Here is a 19,187-nt window from a genome sequence, read left to right as displayed (position 1 = left end):
AGTCGCACATGGCCAAGCGTTCACGCCCGGCAGCGTTTATCGACGACCCGCTCTGGTACAAGGATGCGGTGATCTACCAGCTGCACATCAAGTCGTTTTTCGACGCCAACAATGATGGCATCGGTGATTTTGCCGGGCTGATCAGCAAGCTCGATTACATCGCCGAGCTGGGCGTCAACACGCTGTGGCTGCTGCCGTTCTACCCGTCGCCGCGGCGCGATGACGGCTATGACATTGCCGAGTACAAGGCCGTGCACCCGGACTACGGCAGCATGGCCGATGCCAAGCGCTTCATCGCCGAGGCGCACAAGCGCGGCCTGCGAGTGATCACTGAGCTGGTCATCAATCACACCTCCGACCAGCACCCGTGGTTCCAGCGCGCGCGCCATGCCAAGCGTGGCAGCAAGGCGCGGGATTTCTACGTGTGGTCGGACGACGACCAGAAGTACGACGGCACGCGGATCATCTTCCTCGATACCGAGAAGTCCAACTGGACCTGGGACCCGGTTGCCGGGCAGTACTTCTGGCACCGCTTCTACTCGCACCAGCCGGACCTCAACTTCGACAACCCGCGGGTGCTCAAGGCCGTTATCGATGTAATGCGCTACTGGCTCGACATCGGCGTCGACGGCCTGCGCCTGGACGCGATCCCGTATCTGATCGAGCGCGATGGCACCAATAACGAGAACCTGGCTGAAACGCATGTAGTGCTGAAAGCCATCCGTGCCGAGATCGACGCCAACTACCCGGACCGCATGCTCTTGGCCGAGGCCAACCAATGGCCGGAAGACACCCGGCCGTACTTTGGCGAGGGCACTGGCGACGAATGCCACATGGCGTTCCACTTCCCGCTGATGCCGCGCATGTACATGGCCCTGGCCATGGAAGACCGCTTCCCGATCACCGACATCCTGCGCCAGACGCCCGAGATCCCGGCGGACTGCCAGTGGGCGATCTTCCTGCGTAACCACGATGAGCTGACCCTGGAGATGGTCACTGACCGTGAGCGCGACTACCTATGGAATTACTACGCTGAAGATCGCCGCGCCCGGATCAACCTCGGCATCCGCCGGCGCCTGGCGCCGCTGCTGCAGCGTGACCGCCGGCGCATCGAACTGCTGACCAGCCTGCTGCTGTCGATGCCCGGTACGCCGACCCTGTACTACGGCGATGAGCTGGGCATGGGCGACAACATCTACCTGGGCGACCGCGATGGCGTTCGCACGCCGATGCAGTGGTCGCCGGACCGCAACGGTGGTTTTTCTCGCGCCGATCCGCAGCGGCTGGTGCTGCCACCGGTGATGGACCCGCTCTACGGCTACCAGACGGTCAACGTCGAAGCCCAGGCCCACGACCCGCATTCGCTGCTCAACTGGAACCGGCGCATGCTCGCTGTGCGCAATCAGCAAAAGGCTTTTGGCCGCGGCAGCATGAAGACCCTGACGCCGAGCAACCGGCGCATCCTCGCCTACATCCGCGAATACACCGATGCCAACGGCAATAGCGAAACCATCCTCTGCGTGGCCAACGTGTCGCGCGCCGCGCAGGCGGCCGAACTCGACCTGTCACAGTACGTCGATAGGGTGCCGGTGGAGATGCTCGGTGGCAGTGCCTTCCCGCCGATAGGCCAGTTGCCGTTCCTGTTGACCTTGGCGCCTTACGGCTTCTACTGGTTCGTCCTCGCCTCGCGTGAGCGCATGCCCAGCTGGCATGCCGAGCCTGCAGAAAGCCTTCCTGAACTGACCACATTGGTGCTGCGTAAACGTATGGAAGAGCTACTTGATGCCCCCGCACGAGACGCCCTGGAAACTTCGGTACTGCCGCAATACCTGCCCAAGCGGCGCTGGTTTGCCGGCAAGGAAGCACCGATTGACCAGGTTCGGCTGAGCTACGGCGTACGCCTGGCTACGGCCACCACGCCGGTGTTATTGGCCGAGCTGGAAGTGCTCAGCAACGGCGTGACCACCCATTATCAATTGCCGTTTGGCCTGCTGCCTGAAGACCAGATCCACAGCGCGCTGCCGCAGCAACTGGCCTTGTCGCGCGTGCGTCGGGGCAGTCAGGTTGGCCTCATCACCGACGCCTTCGTGCTCGAACCGTTCATTCGTGCGGTGCTGCGTAACTGCCAGGACGGCACCGTGTTGCCTTATGAGCATGGCGAGTTGCGCTTCCAGGCGACTGACCTGTTGGCGCCGCTTGGGCTGGATGAAGACAGCCCGGTGCGCTACCTGAGTGCCGAGCAGTCGAACAGCTCGGTAGTGATCGGCGATTGCGTAGTACTCAAGCTGATCCGCCGGGTCAATCCGGGTATTCACCCCGAGCTGGAAATGAGCGCCTACCTGACCGCTGGCGGCTTTGCCAATATCTCGCCGCTGCTGGCGTGGGTCAGCCGAGTGGATGCGCAGAAAGAGCCCAATCTATTGATGATCGCCCAGGGCTACCTGAGCAACCAGGGCGATGCCTGGGCCTGGACCCAGAACACTCTGGAGCGCGCGATTCGCGATGAAATGGAGCCCACCCGTACCGACGCTGAAACGCACACCGATGCCCTGACCGAGCTCAACGGCTTCGCCGCACTGTTCGGGCAGCGTCTGGGTGAAATGCACCTGCTGCTGGCCACGCCGACCGAGGACGAGGCGTTCGCGCCACGCGCCAGCAGCGCCGACGACAGCGCCCGCTGGGGCGAGCAGATCAGCGCCGAACTGAGCCACGCGCTGGACCTTCTGGCGCAGCACCGCGATAGCCTCGACAGCGAAAGCCAGGCCTTGGTCGACGACCTGCAGCAACAGCGCGACGGCCTCGCCAAGCGCGTCGAGGAGCTGGCTCAACAGGCCCAGGGTGGCTTGCTCATGCGTGTGCATGGTGACCTGCATCTGGGCCAGGTACTGGTGGTGCAGGGCGACGCTTACCTGATCGACTTCGAGGGCGAGCCGGCCCGGCCGCTGCAGGAGCGCCGGGCCAAGCACAGCCCATATAAAGATGTCAGCGGCGTGCTGCGTTCGTTCGACTATGCTGCTGCGATGATTCTGCGCAGCGACTCGGCAGTAGACCTATCCGACGCCGCGCGGCAGGCACGTCAGCGAGTAGCTAGGCAGTACCTGCACCAGTCACGTCACGCCTTCGTCGAAGCCTATGGTTTGGCCACTGCCGCCATGCCCCACGCCTGGGAGCAGGCCGACGGCGAGCGCGCGGCACTGGAGCTGTTCTGCCTGGAAAAGGCTGCTTACGAAATTACTTATGAAGCCGAAAACCGGCCAAGCTGGCTGGCCGTGCCTTTGCATGGTCTGCATGGACTGATCAGTACCTGGGGAGAGTCATAAATGAACGCAACCAAGCGTGACAACGGCGGCCTTCGGCAACGGGACATCGACGCCCTGGCCCGCGCCGAGCACGCCGATCCATTTGCCGTGCTCGGCCCGCACCCGGACGGTGCGGGCGGACAGTTCGTGCGTGCTTTTCTACCCGCCGCGCTGAGCGCCAAAGTCATTTCGCGCAGCGACGGCAGCGTGCTTGCCGAAATGCAACAGGGCAGCTTGCCCGGTTTGTTCAGCGCCCACATGGCGCAGCCGCAGGACTATCAACTGGTAATCAACTGGGCCGGTGGTGAACAGGTCACCGAAGACCCGTACAGTTTCGGCCCGCAGCTGGGCGACATCGACATGCACCTGTTTGCCGAGGGCAATCACCGTGACCTGGCCGGGCGTTTTGGCGCCCAGCCAATGCAGGTCGACGGCGTCGACGGCGTGCTGTTCTCGGTGTGGGCGCCGAACGCCAAGCGGGTCTCGGTCGTCGGCCATTTCAACAACTGGGACGGCCGCCGCCACCCGATGCGGCTGCGCCATGGCGCCGGGGTCTGGGAATTGTTTCTGCCGCGCCTGGGCGTTGGCGAGACCTACAAGTTCGAAGTGCTCGGCCAGGATGGCGTGCTGCCGCTCAAGGCCGACCCGTTGGCACGCGCCACCGAGCTGCCGCCCAGCACTGCCTCGAAAGTGGCCGGCCCGTTGGGCCACGAATGGCGCGACCAGGACTGGATGGAGCAACGCGCCCAGCGCCATGCCTACAACGCGCCGCTGTCGATCTACGAGCTGCACGTGGGCTCGTGGCAGTGCGAGCTCAATGACAGCGGTGAAGTAGCCCGACTGTATAACTGGCGTGAGCTGGCCGAGCGCCTGGTGCCCTATGTGCAGGAGCTGGGTTTCACCCACATCGAGATGCTGCCGATCATGGAGCACCCGTTCGGGGGCTCGTGGGGATACCAGCCGCTGTCGATGTTCGCACCGACGTCGCGCTACGGCACTGCCGAAGATTTTGCTGCCTTCATCGATGCCTGCCACCAGGGCGGCATCGGCGTGATTCTCGACTGGGTGCCGGCGCATTTCCCGACCGATGAGCACGGCCTGGCGCGCTTTGACGGGACTGCGTTGTATGAGTACGAAAACCCACTGGAGGGCTTCCATCAGGACTGGAACACGCTGATCTACAACCTCGGCCGCAACGAGGTGCGTGGGTTCATGATGGCCTCGGCGCTGCACTGGCTGAAGCACTTCCATATCGACGGCCTGCGCGTCGATGCCGTGGCCTCGATGCTCTACCGCGACTATTCGCGCAAGGCCGGCGAGTGGGTGCCCAACCGCCATGGCGGGCGCGAGAACCTGGAGGCCATCGACTTCCTGCGTCACCTCAACGGCGTGGTTGCCCATGAGGCGCCTGGGGCCTTGGTTATCGCCGAGGAATCCACCTCTTGGCCCGGCGTCAGCCAACCGTCCCAGCAGGGCGGCCTGGGCTTTGACTACAAGTGGAACATGGGCTGGATGCACGACACCCTGCACTACATCCAGAACGACCCGGTACACCGCAATCACCACCACAACGAGATGAGCTTCGGCCTGATCTATGCCTACTCCGAGCATTTCATCCTGCCGATTTCCCACGACGAAGTGGTGCATGGCAAGCATTCGCTGATCGACAAGATGCCCGGTGACCGCTGGCAGAAGTTTGCCAACCTGCGCGCCTACCTGGCATTCATGTGGATGCACCCAGGCAAGAAGCTGCTGTTCATGGGCTGTGAGTTTGGTCAGTGGCGTGAGTGGAACCATGACCAGCAGCTGGATTGGTACCTGCTGCAGTACTCCGAGCACCAGGGCGTCAAACAGCTGGTTGGCGACCTCAACCGCCTGTACCGCGAACTGCCGGCATTGCACGAGCAGGACTGCCAGCCTCAGGGCTTCCAGTGGCTGATCGGCGACGACGCGCAGAACAGTGTATTTGCCTGGTTACGCTGGAGCAGCAGTGGCGAGCCATTGCTGGTCGTGGCCAACTTCACCCCAGTGCCGCGTGAGGGCTACCGGGTTGGCGTGCCGTTTGCTGAGCACTGGCAAGAGCTGCTCAACACCGACGCACAGGAGTACGCCGGCTCCAACGTCGGCAATCTGGGCGCCGTAGCGACTGAAGCGCTGCCGGCTCATGGGCAGCCGCTGTCGTTGGCGCTGAACCTGCCGCCACTGGGCGTACTGGTGCTTAAGCCAGCCAGCTGAATCCAGTCCGGGCAAGCCGCAGCCTCGCTGCAGCTTGCCCGGATCGGTTCACCAGCGCATCTTCACACCCAGGCTGCCAATCAGCCCATTCAGATCATTGTCGTCGACGTCGCTGCTGTAGTCGGCGCTGACGAACAGCGCCACATCCGGCGTCATCCGCGCCACCAGCCCCAGGCCAAGTTCGACCGTGGTCGACTTGCGCGAGCTGGAAATCTTGTCGACCTGATCCAGCTGTACGCCATCGGCGTTGCTGAAGTCGTACCAGACGTCTGTCCGCAGGTAGGGTTCGACCGGCGTTCCGCGTACATCATAACGGGCCGACAGTTTGGCCCCGACGCGGCCGCTCCAGTTCGGCTGGCTGTCGAACGCCTGCAACGTCGCCTCCTGCGCCTGGCTACCGGGGAAGAACTGCTGATTGATCAATTGCGCCTGCGGCTCGATCACCCAGCCACCACCCAGACCAATAGGCAAACCGCCCTCGACCGAGAAGGTCATGGCGTGACCGCTATCGTCCAGGCGCTGGCCGCTGTCGCTGCGGCCGCTGACGTCGATGCGCGTGCCCATGGCCACGGCATCCAGGTGCCAGCCCTTGTCATTGCTCATGCTCCAGTACACGCCCAGGCTTTCGCCGCTGAGGCTGACTGCATTGCGCTGCTTGTCGCCAAGCAGCGGGCGCATGCCGTTGAACGAGCTCTGCAGGTTGTTCTGGCCGGCGAAGATGCCGGCGCGGTGCAGGTTGCCGGCGGATGATTCGCGCACCAGCAGATCAGGTCCGACGATCAACTGCTGGCTGCGGGCTTCGAGCTGATTTTGCATTGGGGCGCTGCTGCGCGGCAGGCCGGGAAAAAGCTGTGCCCATTGGTTGCCGTCCACGTCAGGCAGGGGCCGCTGCTGACGCCCGCTCAGCCGTTCTGAGAGGGCGCTCAGGGTATTGATGTTCAAGCCGCTGGCGCTGACCGGATCAAGCGAAAACTGCGCCGGAGCCGGTTGCTGCAAGAGGCTGGCGAAGGGCTCGTCGTCCTGCTGATCGAAAGCAAAAGTTTCCACCGGGGTTGCCAGAAGCAGCGACGTGGAAACCGCGTAGAAAACATGCTCCATCCGTGATGGATGCGCTGTCTTGTTCATGGCGGTTCTCCTCTGTTGTCATTGAATACAGCCAAGGGACCTGGCCTGTTGTCACGGGCTGTACGGCACACATCAGAGGGCGACCCAAACCAGCACGCAGGGCGTGTTCAACGCGCACGAAGGCGCGCGCCAGAGCGCCCGACGCGAAGTATTTACTACAGTTGGTAAGTTCAGCTAAGGAGACCGCAGCGCTTGCGTCAAGAATCTGTGAAGGGCGTGTGGATGAACTGTAAATGGAGGTAAAGGATTGGAATCGTTGAACAATTCAAGGCGCATAGCGAGGATCGCTATTTGCCCTGAATTGGCTATGCCGAAACATTGCTAGCGGCGTGTGACTTTTCGGTGTGTGACCTGCACCTCTGCAGCGATACAGCGCAGCAGAGGTGCATCAGCCATCACCCGCACTCAGTCTTCGTCCCGCTCCAGCACCATCAGCAGGAACGAACGGCCGGTCACCTCGAAGGTGGTGCCGAACTCCAGCCGCTCAGCCTTGCGCAGCTCAGGTCGGTCGGTGTCGATCAGGCAGTTCCAGTGCTCGCCCTGTGGCACCGAAGGCAGCAGGAACGGCACCTTGTCGTGGTGCGAGTTGACGATCAGCAGCACGGTGGCCTCCGAGCCTGGGCGGGCGATGCCGCTGACCTGCGCACGGCCATCGATGAGCATGCCCAGGCACCGCCCGTGCGGATCTTCCCATTGCTCGACGCTCATCTCGTTGCCATCCGGCGCCAGCCAGGTGACATCCTTGACGCCAATCGCTTCGTTATAATCGCCGACCAGGAAGCGCGAGCGACGCAGCACCGGGTACTTCAGGCGCAGGCGGGTGAGGCGTTTGACGAAGGCCAGCAGTTCGCTACCTTCTTCGTCCAGGTCCCAGTTGATCCAGCCGATCTCGCTGTCCTGGCAATAGGCATTGTTGTTGCCGTGCTGGGTGCGGCTGAACTCGTCACCGGCAACGATCATCGGCGTGCCTTGGGCAAGCAGCAGGGTAGAGAAGAAGTTGCGCATCTGGCGCATGCGCAGGGCGGCGATCTCGGGATCTTCGGTCGGCCCTTCGACGCCGCAGTTCCACGACATGTTGTTGCTGGTGCCGTCCTGGTTGTTCTCGTCGTTGTCTTCGTTGTGCTTGTCGTTGTACGAGACCAGGTCACGCAGGGTAAAGCCGTCGTGGGCGGTGATGAAGTTGACCGAAGAATACGGGCGCCGGCCGCGGTTGTTGAACATGTCGCCGGAGGCTGTCATGCGCGCGGCAAAGTCGGCCAGCTGGCCTTCGTCGCCTTTCCAGAAGCTGCGCACGGTGTCGCGGAAGCGGTCGTTCCATTCGGCCCAGCCCGGCGCAAAGTTGCCAACCTGGTAACCGCCCGGGCCGCAGTCCCACGGCTCGGCGATCAGCTTGACCTGGCTCAGCAGCGGGTCCTGGCGGCAGGCGACGAGGAAGCTGTGGCGCTCGTTATAGCCATCATGGTACCGGCCGAGGATGGTCGCCAGGTCGAAGCGGAAGCCGTCCACGCGCATCTCGCCGGCCCAGTAGCGCAGCGAGTCGGTGACCAGTTGCAGTACGCACGGGTGGCTCAGGTCGAGGGTGTTGCCGGTGCCGGAGTCGTTGATGTAGTAGCGCTTGTCATCCGGCATCAGGCGGTAGTACGAGGCGTTGTCGATACCGCGCATCGACAGCGTCGGGCCTTGCTCGTTGCCCTCGGCGGTGTGGTTGTAGACCACATCGAGGATCACTTCGAGGTCGGCGTTGTGCAGGTGCGCGACCATCTCCTTGAACTCGGCGATCTTGCCGCTGGCCAGGTACGCCGGGTGCGGCGCGAAGAAGGCGATGCTGTTGTAGCCCCAGTAGTTGCTCAGGTCCTTTTCCAGCAGGTGCTGGTCGTTGACGAAGGCGTGGATCGGCAGCAGCTCGATCGACGAAACGCCCAGATCCTTGATGTGCTTGAGCAGATCATCGTTGGCCAGACCGGCGAAGGTGCCGCGCAGCTCTTCCGGCACCGAAGGGTGGCGCATGCTGATGCCACGGGTATGGGCTTCGTAGATGATGGTCTGATCCCACGGCACCTGCACCCGGTGGTCGCGGCCCCAGGTAAAGGCGGGGTCGATGACCTTGCACTTGGGCACGAACGGGGCGCTGTCACGCTCGTCGAACGACAGGTCGCCATCGGGATGGCCGATGGTGTAGCCGAACAGCGCTTCGGACCACTTCAGGGTGCCGACCAACTGTTTGGCGTAGGGGTCGATCAACAGCTTGTTAGGGTTGAAACGATGACCGTTCTGCGGCTCGTACGGGCCATACACACGGTAGCCGTAAACCAGCCCCGGGTGAGCGTCTGGCAGGTAGCCGTGATAGATCTCGTCGGTGTACTCAGGCAGCTCGATACGCTCGAGCTCCTGCTCACCGCTGGAATCGAAGATGCACAGTTCAACCTTGGTGGCGTTGGCCGAGAACAAGGCGAAGTTGACGCCCAGGCCGTCCCAGGTAGCACCGAGGGGGAAGGGCATGCCCTCGCGAATGCGCGAGGGAGCAACGGAGCGGGTTTTCTTTTGGGCACGGGGGCTCATGGCAGACCTCGATGGCAAGGGGAATGGGTGGGCAAAGGTGGTCGTACGGCGGGTAGCTGAAGCCAGCCCCGGCGCCGCTGCAAACTTGCTTCGCAGGACGGCGCCGGGGTACTGGAGGCGTTGGGCTCAACCGCTACGCATGTGTTGCGTTTCAGCTGCCGGCAGGTTTCTTCGCAGTGCGAGGCTTCTTCGCGGCGGCTGGCTTTTCTGCTGCGCTGGCGGCAGGTTTGGCCTGTGCTGCTTTGCTCTGGGCGGCGCTGGGCTTTGGCTGCGCGGCAGCTTTGGGCTCGGCAGCGGCCTTGGGCTTGGCTGCAGGTTTTTTACGGGGCTCGGCCTGGGGCGAACTGGCTTCCGCTTCGACGAGCTTGCGGGCCATTTCCCAATGGCGTTCCTCATGACCCTCTGGCTTGCCTTCGGACTCCCAGATTTCGTAGGCAAACTGGCGAATACGCTTTTCGTTGGCACTCATCATGACGCTCCTGATACTCAAGATTGTTGTATCAACAGATTGACCGGGCATTCCGCCAATACGTCGCGCAAATTCAGCGCTCTAGTAGGGCTGACCGCGCGGCTCGCAAAAAGTCCAGTCCAATGTGCAGTGGACTCGGCAAACGGCAGAATCAGCTGTGTGTTGCCCCAGTTCTGCGCTGGGATCAACGGTGTGCTGGCAGTGCCCAGCAAGCTGCTGGCCAGGCGCGGCACCACCACGATGGCGCGCTCGCCCTCGGCAACACGGGCAAACGCGAGGACCTTGTCGGCATGTTCGCCCTGTACCTCCAGCGGCAGGTAGTCACCACGGCGGAACAGCTGCGGGTGCGCCATGCGCAGGTCAAGCACCTCGGCGATCAGCGCTTGCTTGATGCGCCCATCGCGCCATTGCCCAAGCAGCGCGGCCAGTGGCGTGCTGGCATCCAGCGTGGCCCGTCTCAGAGCGTAGTCGACCGGGCGCCGGTTGTCCGGGTCGACCAGGCTGAAGTCCCAGTACTCGTTGCCTTGATACAGGTCTGGCACGCCCGGAGAGGTCATCCGCAGCAGGGTCTGGGCCAGGCCGTTGAGTGCGCCAGGGCAGGCCAGCGCCTGTGCAGCTTCAGCCAGGGAATTGCGCAGTTGCTGGTGATCACGCTCCAGCAACAGGCCATCGACAAACGCCGCCGAGGCGGCCTCGTAGGCCTCGTTCGGAGCACTCCAGGCGCTGCGCAGTTTGGCTTCACGCAGGGCTTTTTGTTGCCACTGACGGATGCGCTCGGCGTATTGCTCCAACGCGCCTAGATCGTTCAGATCAAGGTGCAGCGGCCAGCTGCCGAGCAGGGTCTGATACAGCATCAGCTCGTCGCCCGGGCTCGGCGCCGGGCCATCGTTCAGGGCCTCGCGCAGCGGCTCGGCCAGTTCGCGCCAGTGCTCGACACGGCCCGCCAGCCACGGCCCGCGTTCGCTGAGCACGGCCAGCCGAGCACGGCAATCTTCACCGCGTTTGTGGTCGTGGGTGGCGGTGGCCAGCAGGTTGTCGGGGAAATCACGCAGGCGCCGCTGCGCTTCTTCATGGAACGCCTCGGGCGGTGCGCTGAATCGCTCGGCTTCAAAGCCGACGTCATTGCGCGACAACAGCCGCGCCGAGCGATAGAAGGCGGTGTCTTCAACCGCTTTGGCGGCGCTGGGCGCGGTCAGTTGCTGGAAGCGCACACAGGCATGGCGCAGCTGCTTGCGCGCCCGGCCCGGTGGCAGGCTGCGCCAGCGCTGGCCGCCGAGCCACTGCTCGAGCTGGGCCAGCAGCGGCCAGTCGGCTTCGCTGAGGGTCTGCCGGGCGGCAAGCAGGGCCTGTTGGAAGAACGCTTCGTCTTCGGCAGGGCGGCCGAGGGCATTGATGTAGGTGCGGTACACCGAGTAGTGCTCGACCAACGCCTGCAAGGCGCGGCGAATCGCGCCCAGGGTCAGGTCGCGGGTCATCAGGTCGTCGCGGGCCACTTGCAACAAGGCCTGCGCCACCGATTCGCAGTCGCCGGCCAGGCTCGCGTTGAGCACCAGTCTGCGCGCCTGACGGACTTCTTCCTCGAACTCGGGGCGTTCGCTGACTTCGCGCCAAAGCTCGGTCAACGGCGCCTCACCGGCCGGGTCGTGCTGCACCAGCGACACCTGGTTCATGAACTCGTAACCGGTGGTGCCGTCGGTCAACCAGTCCTGATGCAAGTGCTCGTCGACGCCGAGGATTTTCTCCACGTAGATCGGGAAGTGCTCCACGGCGGCTTCCACTGGCCGGGCGGCGAGCAGGCCGTCGACCCGTCGGCGCAGTTTGCGGCAGTAACCACGAGGGTCGGCAAGGCCATCGATATGGTCGATGCGCAGGCCATCGACCAGGCCGCGTTCGATCAGCTCGAACAGCTTCGCATGAGTCGCCTCGAACACCACCGAACGCTCAACGCGCAGGCCTCCCAGCTCGTTGATGTCGAAGAAGCGCCGCCAGTTGATGTCGTCGGCAGCGGTGCGCCAGCTGGCCAGACGGTAGCTTTGCCGTTCGAGCAGCTCGTGCAGGCGATGGAAGCCTTGCTCGCTGCTGCTGTCGAAGGCGGCCAAGGCTTGCTCCAGCGAGGTGCCGGCATTGACCCGGCGGGCCAGTTCGGCGTGCAGAGCCTGAGCGTCTATCAGCGGCTGCGCCGAACCGCGCAAGGCACTGAAGTGCTGAGCCAGGTCTTGCAGCTGTGGAATGTGGCTGAGGATCTGGCCGTAATCAGCCGGACAGATCGGGAAGCGGTGATCGTAATGAGCAACCTCGAGCATGCCGGTCGTGGCATCGAAGGTCAGCGGCAGTTCGCCGTTCTGCAGGGCCTGGCCATAATCGCTGCCGAGAAACGGCAGCAGCAGTTGACCGGCCAGCAGCGGGTCGGCGGAGTGCCACTGGATATCGAAGAATTCGGCGTAGGGGCTGCGTCGACCCCAGGCCAACAGGCTCTGCCACCAGGGGTTGTCGGCGCCACCGACGGCCATGTGGTTGGACACGGTGTCGAGAATGAAGCCCATGCCGTGCTTGCGCAGGGCGGCGACCAGGCGCAGCAAAGCCGCCTCGCCACCCAGCTCCGGGTTGATCTGGGTCGGGTCGACCACGTCATAGCCATGACGTGACCCGGCGCGGGCCTTGAGGATCGGCGAGGCGTACACATGGCTGATGCCCAGGCGGGCAAAATACGGCACCAGCGGCACTGCATCGTCAAGGGTGAAGTCGCTGTGCAATTGCAGGCGCACAGTGGCGGTCAAGGCTTTCATTGGTCACGCTCCCAAGCTTGCTCGCGGGCTTGCGCCAGCAGTTCCAAACGCCGTGCAGCGTCTTCGTCATCGAGTAATTCAGTCACAGGCTTGGTAAAACGCCGCCGCCAGTTGGGGTGGCCTTCGGTAGTGCCGGGCAGGTTGGGCTGCTCATCGCTGCCAAGCAGGTCTTCCAGCGGGATCAGTACCAGCGGCGCGCGGGTATGGCCGACAAAGCGGATAGCCGCGTCAATCAACTCGTCATTACCGGGCAGCGAGCCGTAGTTGCTTTCCAGCAGGCGGCGCAGGCCGTCGCACTCTTTTTGCCGGTCGTGACGCCAGTGCAGCTCTGCGGCGGCATCGAGCAACTGCAAACGATGGCTCCAGTCGATATCGCGGCTTTGCAGCCAGCCGGCGAGGGGCGCCAGGTCATGGGTGCCGGTGGTCGCCATGGCGTCGTCCGGCCAGTCCAGGACCGCCTTGAAGTGGCCGGTCGAGTGCTGCTCGAAAGGCAGTACGCGCATGCCCAGCAGGGCCTTGCTCGCCATGGTTTCGCGCAGGCCGTCGGGCACCGTGCCAAGGTCTTCGCCAAGGATCACCGCCTCATGCTTGACCGATTCCAGCGCCAGCAGGCGCAGCAGGTCGTCGAACGGGAAATTCAGGTACGCGCCCTCGCTGGGTTTGGCGCCGTTGGGGATCAGCCACAGCCGGCGCAGGCCCATGACGTGATCGATGCGCAGGCCGCCGGCATGTGCCAGGTTGGCCCGCAGCATTTCGATAAAGGCGCGGTAGCCGTTGCGCTTGAGGCCCTCCGGGGAGAATGCACTGATGCCCCAGTCTTGCCCCGAGCGATTGAGAATATCCGGCGGTGCGCCGACGGTCAGACTGGCCAGCAGTTCATCCTGTCGGCTCCAGGCCTGGCTGCCGGCACCGTCCGCACCCACGGCGAGGTCAGCGATCAGGCCGATGGCCATGCCGCCGGCAACTGCCGCCTGTTGTGCGCGTTGCAGGCTGCGCTCAGTCAGCCACTGACAAAAGGCATGAAACTCCACCCGCGACGGATGTGTGGCGGCCAGTGCTTCGACTTCAGGGTGGTGGGGGTCTTGCCAGGCCGGCGGCCAGTTACGCCAGTCGCTGCCAAGGCCTTGGGCAACAGCTTCGGCCTGCAGCAGCTCGAAGCGGCAATGCATCGTCAGTGGCTCGCCGGCCGCTGCGCAGAAACTGTCAAAGTCATCACGCAGCGGATGATTGCCCTGATTGAAGTCTTTGTAGAGGACTTCCAGCACGCGCTGTTGCGCGTCGGCGGCCACCGGCCAGTTGACCAGCGGCTCCTGCTCAAGTGCATCGAGGGTTGGCTGCAACAGGCAGGCTTCCACAGCGAGGCGCACCGCGCGCTCACCGAGGACGGTGGCGGGGCTGGCATAGAGGCTGTTGAGCTGGAGCCGGCTGGAAGGCGAGTAGGGGCTGAAGTGCTGCTGATCGGCGAGGCTCAAGGCATGGATGGGGCTGATCGCGATGGCGTCGGCACCGCGCTCGGCAGCGCTTCGGGCGAGTTGCTCCAAGGCCATGCAATCGCCGTAACCGCCGCCACCTTCCCGGCGCAGGCTGTACAACTGAGCGGCCAGGCCCCACAGCCGCGCAGGCGGCTCGTCAACGGCTTGTTCAAGGCTGTAACAGCGCGGCGGGCAGACCGCCACGGTGAACTCGCGCTGCTCGATCTGCAGTTGATGGTAACCAAGCGGCAGGGTGCCCGGCAGGCGCGCCTGCTCGTCCAGTTGCAGCTCGAGCGGGTCGCCGTTTTCAAGCACGCACTGCACAGCGCTGCCCGCCGGGAAGTAATGCACCAGCGACAGCGCCTGGTCGACCTCGCAGGTCAACAGCGGCGGCAGGTGCTCGCCGTCTTCGGCGTGTTCCAGATCACGCAGGCTGGCAATGATCGCGGCATTATCGTCAGCAGGGTGGCCGAGGCCGGCCAGGACCTGGCGCAGGACCTCGTCACTGACCTGTTGCGGGCGGTTGTTGGCGTCTATCCAGTCTCGGGCCAGGCCGGCCCGAGCGGCCAATTGGTGCAGGGGCGAGTCGCTCATGATGGTTCCAGGCCAGAAGGGATCAGGCTGACCACGCAACTGTGCGCGGTCAGGGAAGTGTCAGGGTGGGCATCGGCGCCAGTGTCGAACAGGCGCCAGCGGGCGGCGGGCAGGTTGGCGTTGACGGCAGTACCGCCCAGGTTGAGGTCGATGCGCAGCTCGCTGCCGTTGCCCAACTGCCAGCGCGCGCTGACGGCCTTGTCGCCGAGCACTTCGCAGCCCAGGGCGCGGGTGCCGGGCAAGTGCGGGACGATATGCCGAGCGCGCAGTTGCAGCAGTTGCTGGTACAAGCCGTGCCAGCCGGCCAGTACTTGCTGGCCATCGAGCCGTGAGGCGCTGAAGGTCGCGGCGGCGTTCGGGTCGGGGATCTTGGCGCGGGTATCGGGGTTGGCAAATGCGGCGAAGTGGGCAAACTCGCCGCGGCGCCCCTCACGTACTGCATCGGCCAGTTCGTCATGGAAGTCGGTGAAGAACACGAACGGCTGACAGCTGCCTTCTTCATCGCCCATGAACAGCAACGGGATCATCGGCGACAGCAGCAACAGCCCGGTTGCGGCACGCAGCGCCTGCGGCGGGCAGAGGCGGGTCAGGCGCTCGCCCATGGCGCGGTTGCCGATCTGGTCGTGGTTCTGCAAAAACAGCACGAACGAGGTCGGCGGCAGATGCCCGCTGGGTTCACCACGCGGGGTGCCGTGGCGAGTGTTCTGCCCTTGGAACACGAACCCCTCGCTCAGGCAGCGAGCGAGCTTTTCAACTGGACGGTCCTTGTAGTCTTCGTAATACCCTTCCACTTCGTCGGTCAGCAGCACGTGCAAGGCGTTGTGGCCATCGTCGTTCCACTGCGCGTCGAAGCCCTGTTCGAGCAGGTCGGCCTGATTGTGCTCGTTTTCCAGTACCAGCCAGACCTGTCGTCCCGGCTCTACTGCAGCACGCACCCGGGCGGCCAGTTCGAGTAGAAAATCCGGTTGGTCGATAGCATGCACCGCATCCAGGCGCAGGCCGTCAATGCGGTAGTCACACAGCCACATCAGAGCGTTCTGGATAAAGTACTCGCGCACCTCGGGCTTGCGAAAATCAATCGCGGCGCCCCATGGCGTCTGCCGGTCTTCGCGGAAAAACGGGTCAGCGTAGGCGTGCAGGTAGTTGCCGTCCGGGCCGAAGTGGTTGTAGACCACATCGACCATAACCATCAGGCCATGGCCATGGGCTTTATCAACCAGTGCACACAACTGCTGCGGGCTGCCGTAATTGTGCTGTGGAGCGAACGGCAGCACGCCGTCGTAGCCCCAGTTACGCTCGCCTGGGAACTGCCCCAAGGGCATCAATTCGATGGCAGTTACGCCCAGCTCAGCCAGCCGCGGCAGTTGCCCGGCGACGCCGGCGTAGCCGTCCAGCAGGCCGACGTGCACCTCCTGGATAACTGCTTCATGCCAGGGCCGGCCCTGCCACGGGTGCAGCCAGGGGTATGCAGCAAGTTCGACCAGTTGGCTGGGGCCGTGTACGCCCTCGGGCTGATAGCGCGAGGCCGGGTCGGCCACTTCCAGTTCAGCGTTGACCCGATAGCGATAACGGCTGCCGGGCGGGCAGGCGACATCGATGCTGAACCAGCCATCGCTGTCACGCTGCATGAGGATTTCAGGTTGGTCTTGCAGTTGCAGGCTCACGCTGCGCGCATCCGGCGCCCAGAGGGCGAAGCGCGCCGACGTGGCGTCCAACATGTGTGCGCCATGTCTGTGCATCTTCGTAACTCCGATCAGTAATTGCTCAGCTGGACCTGTTTGACCAGATCTTCATAAAGGTGCGCATAGGGTTCGACCGCCTGACACCAGTTGAATGGCTGGGTCATCGACAGGCAGCGCATGGCATGCAACAGGTCTTTCTTGCCATAGATATAGAAGGCGCGGCTCAGCGCCTCGCGGTAGCTGTCGACGGTGGATTCGTTGAACAGGAAACCGGTGACACCATTATCGATGGTGTCGGCCAGGCCGCCGGTATTGCGCGCCACCGGCAGCGAACCGAAGCGCTGGGCGTACATCTGGCTCAAGCCGCAGGGTTCGTAACGCGATGGCATCAGCAGGAAATCGCTGCCGGCGAACATGCGCCGGGCGTCGGTTTCGTTGAAGCCAATGCGCACGCCGATACGGCCTGGGTGACGCAGAGCCAGCTCGCGCATGGCTTGTTCTTCTTCTGGCTCGCCGCGGCCGATGATCGCAATCTGACCGCCTTGCTCGACGATGAAGTCGGCAACGGCCAAGGTCAGGTCGAGACCTTTCTGGAACACCAGCCGCGAGACCACCGCGAACAGCGGGCCGTCGGATGGCTCGAGTTCGAACAGCTCGCGGACCTGCGCGGCATTGCGCGCCTTGCCGTCCCAGTCGTTGATGCTGAAGTTGTGCACCAGGTGCTTGTCGGTCGCCGAATCCCAGCTTTCGTCGATGCCATTGGGAATGCCACCAAGCAAGCCCTGTTGCGCCTTGCTGGCAAGGAAGCCGTCCAGGCCACAACCGAACTCGGGGGTGGTGATTTCCTTGGCGTAAGTGGCGCTGACCGTGGTGATGTGGCTGGAATAAGCCAGGCCGGCCTTGAGGAACGACAGCTTGCCGTAGAACTCCATGCCCTCCTGCTGCATGGCGTGATCAGGGATCGCCAGCTCCGGGCTGCAGCCACGGTTGTACACGCCCTGATAGGCCAGGTTGTGGATGGTGAACAGAGTCGGTGTCTTCAGACCGCGCCAGTGCATGTACGCCGGTGCCAGGCCAGCCGGCCAGTCGTGGGCGTGGACCAGTTCCGGGGTCCAGTGTGCCAGGCCCTCGCCAGCAGCGATTTCTGCTGCGGCCAAGCCGAGGCGGGCGAAGCGAATATGGTTGTCCGGCCAATCGCGCCCGTTGTTGGCGCCGTAGGGCGAGCCTTCACGCTCATACAGTTCCGGGCAGATCAGCACATAGATGACCAGGCCATCGGGCAGGTCCATGCGGCCGATCTTGCACGGCGGCAGAGCAGCGTGGCCGCCGAGTTCACCAACGATATGGATCGGGTAGTCGCTGTCGACCACCTGCGGGTAGCCGGGGATCAGCACCCGCACATCGTGCAAGTGAGCCATGGCCCGCGGCAGTGCGGCAGACACATCGCCCAGGCCGCCGGTCTTGACCAGATCGGCGAATTCCGAAGTAACAAAGAGAACCTTGCGCTTGTTCGGGTTGTTCTGGCGCTCTGCGCCAGGTGCCTTGCCTGCCGTCCCGCGCTCCATCTGCAGCGGCTCGCGGTTGTTCGGGTTGAAACTACTTGCGTGTGGCTCGACAGCGGCACTGATCATTCTTCTCTCCGTCCCTAATCTGGTCGGGTGGCTGGCACCCGTCGCATTGCTTCGTGTTGGGTTCTCTCTGGTCTAAACGGTGTAGTGCTATCCATGCTCCTGAACGTGCGCGCGGGCACTGCGCAATCAGCGTACTTGCCAAAGGCGGTCGATCAGTCCGGGATGGCTTGACCAGGGCTGGGTTTTTACCTTTGCCTGGCCTACTTACTTGCTGACCCACCGCCGTTTTGAAAAGTTCGACTTATTTGCGTCACTTGAAGACAGAGCAAATGGCGGGCCGGATTCGAGTGTAGGAGAGTAGGTGATAAAAAGGTGACCCGCCGGTCACTTTCGTTATGAGGCGGGCCAGACGCAAACGTTGGCGTCTGTAGATGGGTGTAAATCGCGAAGATGTCGACCATTTACGACATTTTTATGTCATGGATGCAATGCGCCAGCGGGGTGCGCCTTGGATCTGGCGCACTGTGTTGGTGCGCCACTTTGGGTGATGTCGGTCGGTTAGTAGCGACGTGTGCTCATCAGTTCGTCGAGCACGCGCGGGGCAACACGAAATGGCGCCGACATATGGTCTTCGCCTGGCTCGATCTGGAAATCACTGCGCAGGCCGTACTGCGACAGCTGCTCCAGGCGCAACTGCAGCGAGCGCGCGTCCTGGATCTCCTGGGGCATCTCGCGATCACCAATCAGCAGGTTCAGGCTGCTGTGGGTGAGGTCGATCTGCCCGGCATGGGCGCGTTGGGTGAACGTGCGCTCGTGTTCCAGCAAGTAGCGGTCCCGCCACCACAGGCTGGGGCTGATCGCCACGGCATGCTGAAACAGCGCCGGGCGGGTGAACAGGGTATACACCGCGAACATGCCACCGAACGAGTGCCCGACCAGGCTGCGTTGGTCTTGATCGACCTTGAAGCGGCTGTTGACCTCAGGCATCAGGCGCTTTTCGATGAAGTCCAGAAACACGTCCTGGCCGCCCTGCGGCGGCACGTTGCGTTCGGCTGGTTGCGGCGGAGACAGGTCGAAGGCGCGGCGCTCGAAGTCCAGCGGGGTATCACTGGGATAACCGATCGCCACCAGAATCGAGCCGCGCAAGCGCTCCTGCGCGCGCTTGGCGGCATGGAAGGCCGGGAAGTACGCGTTGCCGTCGAGCAGGTAGATCACCGGGTAGCCGCCGGTCCACGGCACATCGCCTTCCGGCAGGCTGACCATGATCCGGTACTCGCGGCCTTGGGCGCTTTTCATCGTCCATTGTTCAGTGCCGTCCAGTGTCACCGGCGCGGCGTGTGCCAGCCCGGCAAAAAACAGGGCGCTCAGGTAAATCCACAGTGTGCGCATCATCAG

General features: G+C 63.6%; 10 protein-coding genes. 2 read left to right on the top strand and 8 right to left on the bottom strand.

What is annotated here, in order from left to right; translation table 11 throughout:
• Positions 1–8 precede the first annotated feature (8 nt).
• Together treS and glgB are read left to right on the top strand one after the other, a co-directional pair.
• Positions 9–3,320, top strand: a complete 3,312-nt coding sequence (gene treS, locus HU736_RS08205; protein ID WP_186699341.1) for a maltose alpha-D-glucosyltransferase — start codon at positions 9–11, stop codon at positions 3,318–3,320.
• Positions 3,321–5,534: a 1,4-alpha-glucan branching protein GlgB gene (glgB, locus tag HU736_RS08200; protein ID WP_103437917.1), complete on the top strand. Its 2,214-nt coding sequence runs from the start codon at positions 3,321–3,323 to the stop codon at positions 5,532–5,534.
• Positions 5,535–5,582: 48 nt separating this feature from the next.
• Here the strand turns inward: glgB and HU736_RS08195 are convergent, their stop codons facing one another.
• The 8 genes from HU736_RS08195 to HU736_RS08160 all read right to left on the bottom strand — a co-directional run bounded on the left by HU736_RS08195 (position 5,583) and on the right by HU736_RS08160 (position 19,184).
• Entirely contained in the window at positions 5,583–6,659 is a 1,077-nt protein-coding gene (locus HU736_RS08195) for an autotransporter domain-containing protein (protein WP_186699339.1), read from the bottom strand.
• Positions 6,660–7,064: 405 nt separating this feature from the next.
• On the bottom strand, positions 7,065–9,218 hold the full coding sequence (gene glgX, locus HU736_RS08190) for a glycogen debranching protein GlgX (protein ID WP_103437915.1): 2,154 nt from the start codon (positions 9,216–9,218) through the stop codon (positions 7,065–7,067).
• 151 nt (positions 9,219–9,369) lie between these two features.
• Positions 9,370–9,690, bottom strand: a complete 321-nt coding sequence (locus HU736_RS08185) for a DUF2934 domain-containing protein (RefSeq protein WP_101320924.1) — start codon at positions 9,688–9,690, stop codon at positions 9,370–9,372.
• A 14-nt stretch (positions 9,691–9,704) separates the two neighbouring features.
• The gene (locus tag HU736_RS08180) at positions 9,705–12,473 is read right to left on the bottom strand and encodes a malto-oligosyltrehalose synthase (RefSeq protein WP_186699338.1); all 2,769 of its coding nucleotides are present in this window, start codon (positions 12,471–12,473) and stop codon (positions 9,705–9,707) included.
• Positions 12,470–14,539, bottom strand: a complete 2,070-nt coding sequence (gene malQ / locus HU736_RS08175; RefSeq protein ID WP_186699336.1) for a 4-alpha-glucanotransferase — start codon at positions 14,537–14,539, stop codon at positions 12,470–12,472. The genes HU736_RS08180 and malQ overlap by 4 nt, the downstream gene beginning before the upstream one ends.
• The gene (gene treZ / locus HU736_RS08170; protein WP_186699334.1) at positions 14,536–16,278 is read right to left on the bottom strand and encodes a malto-oligosyltrehalose trehalohydrolase; all 1,743 of its coding nucleotides are present in this window, start codon (positions 16,276–16,278) and stop codon (positions 14,536–14,538) included. Before treZ ends, malQ begins: the two co-directional genes overlap by 4 nt.
• Positions 16,279–16,292: 14 nt before the next feature.
• Entirely contained in the window at positions 16,293–17,852 is a 1,560-nt protein-coding gene (glgA, locus tag HU736_RS08165; RefSeq protein WP_103437910.1) for a glycogen synthase GlgA, read from the bottom strand.
• Positions 17,853–18,350: 498 nt separating this feature from the next.
• A complete protein-coding gene (locus tag HU736_RS08160; protein WP_225912992.1) occupies positions 18,351–19,184 on the bottom strand; it encodes an alpha/beta hydrolase in 834 nt (277 codons plus the stop codon).
• Positions 19,185–19,187: the final 3 nt, after the last annotated feature.

Source organism: Pseudomonas shirazensis (genome assembly GCF_014268785.2).
Classification (GTDB): domain Bacteria; phylum Pseudomonadota; class Gammaproteobacteria; order Pseudomonadales; family Pseudomonadaceae; genus Aquipseudomonas; species Aquipseudomonas shirazensis.
The sequence above is the reverse complement of the archived record's forward strand: the minus strand, read 5'-3'. Positions and strand labels throughout refer to the sequence as shown.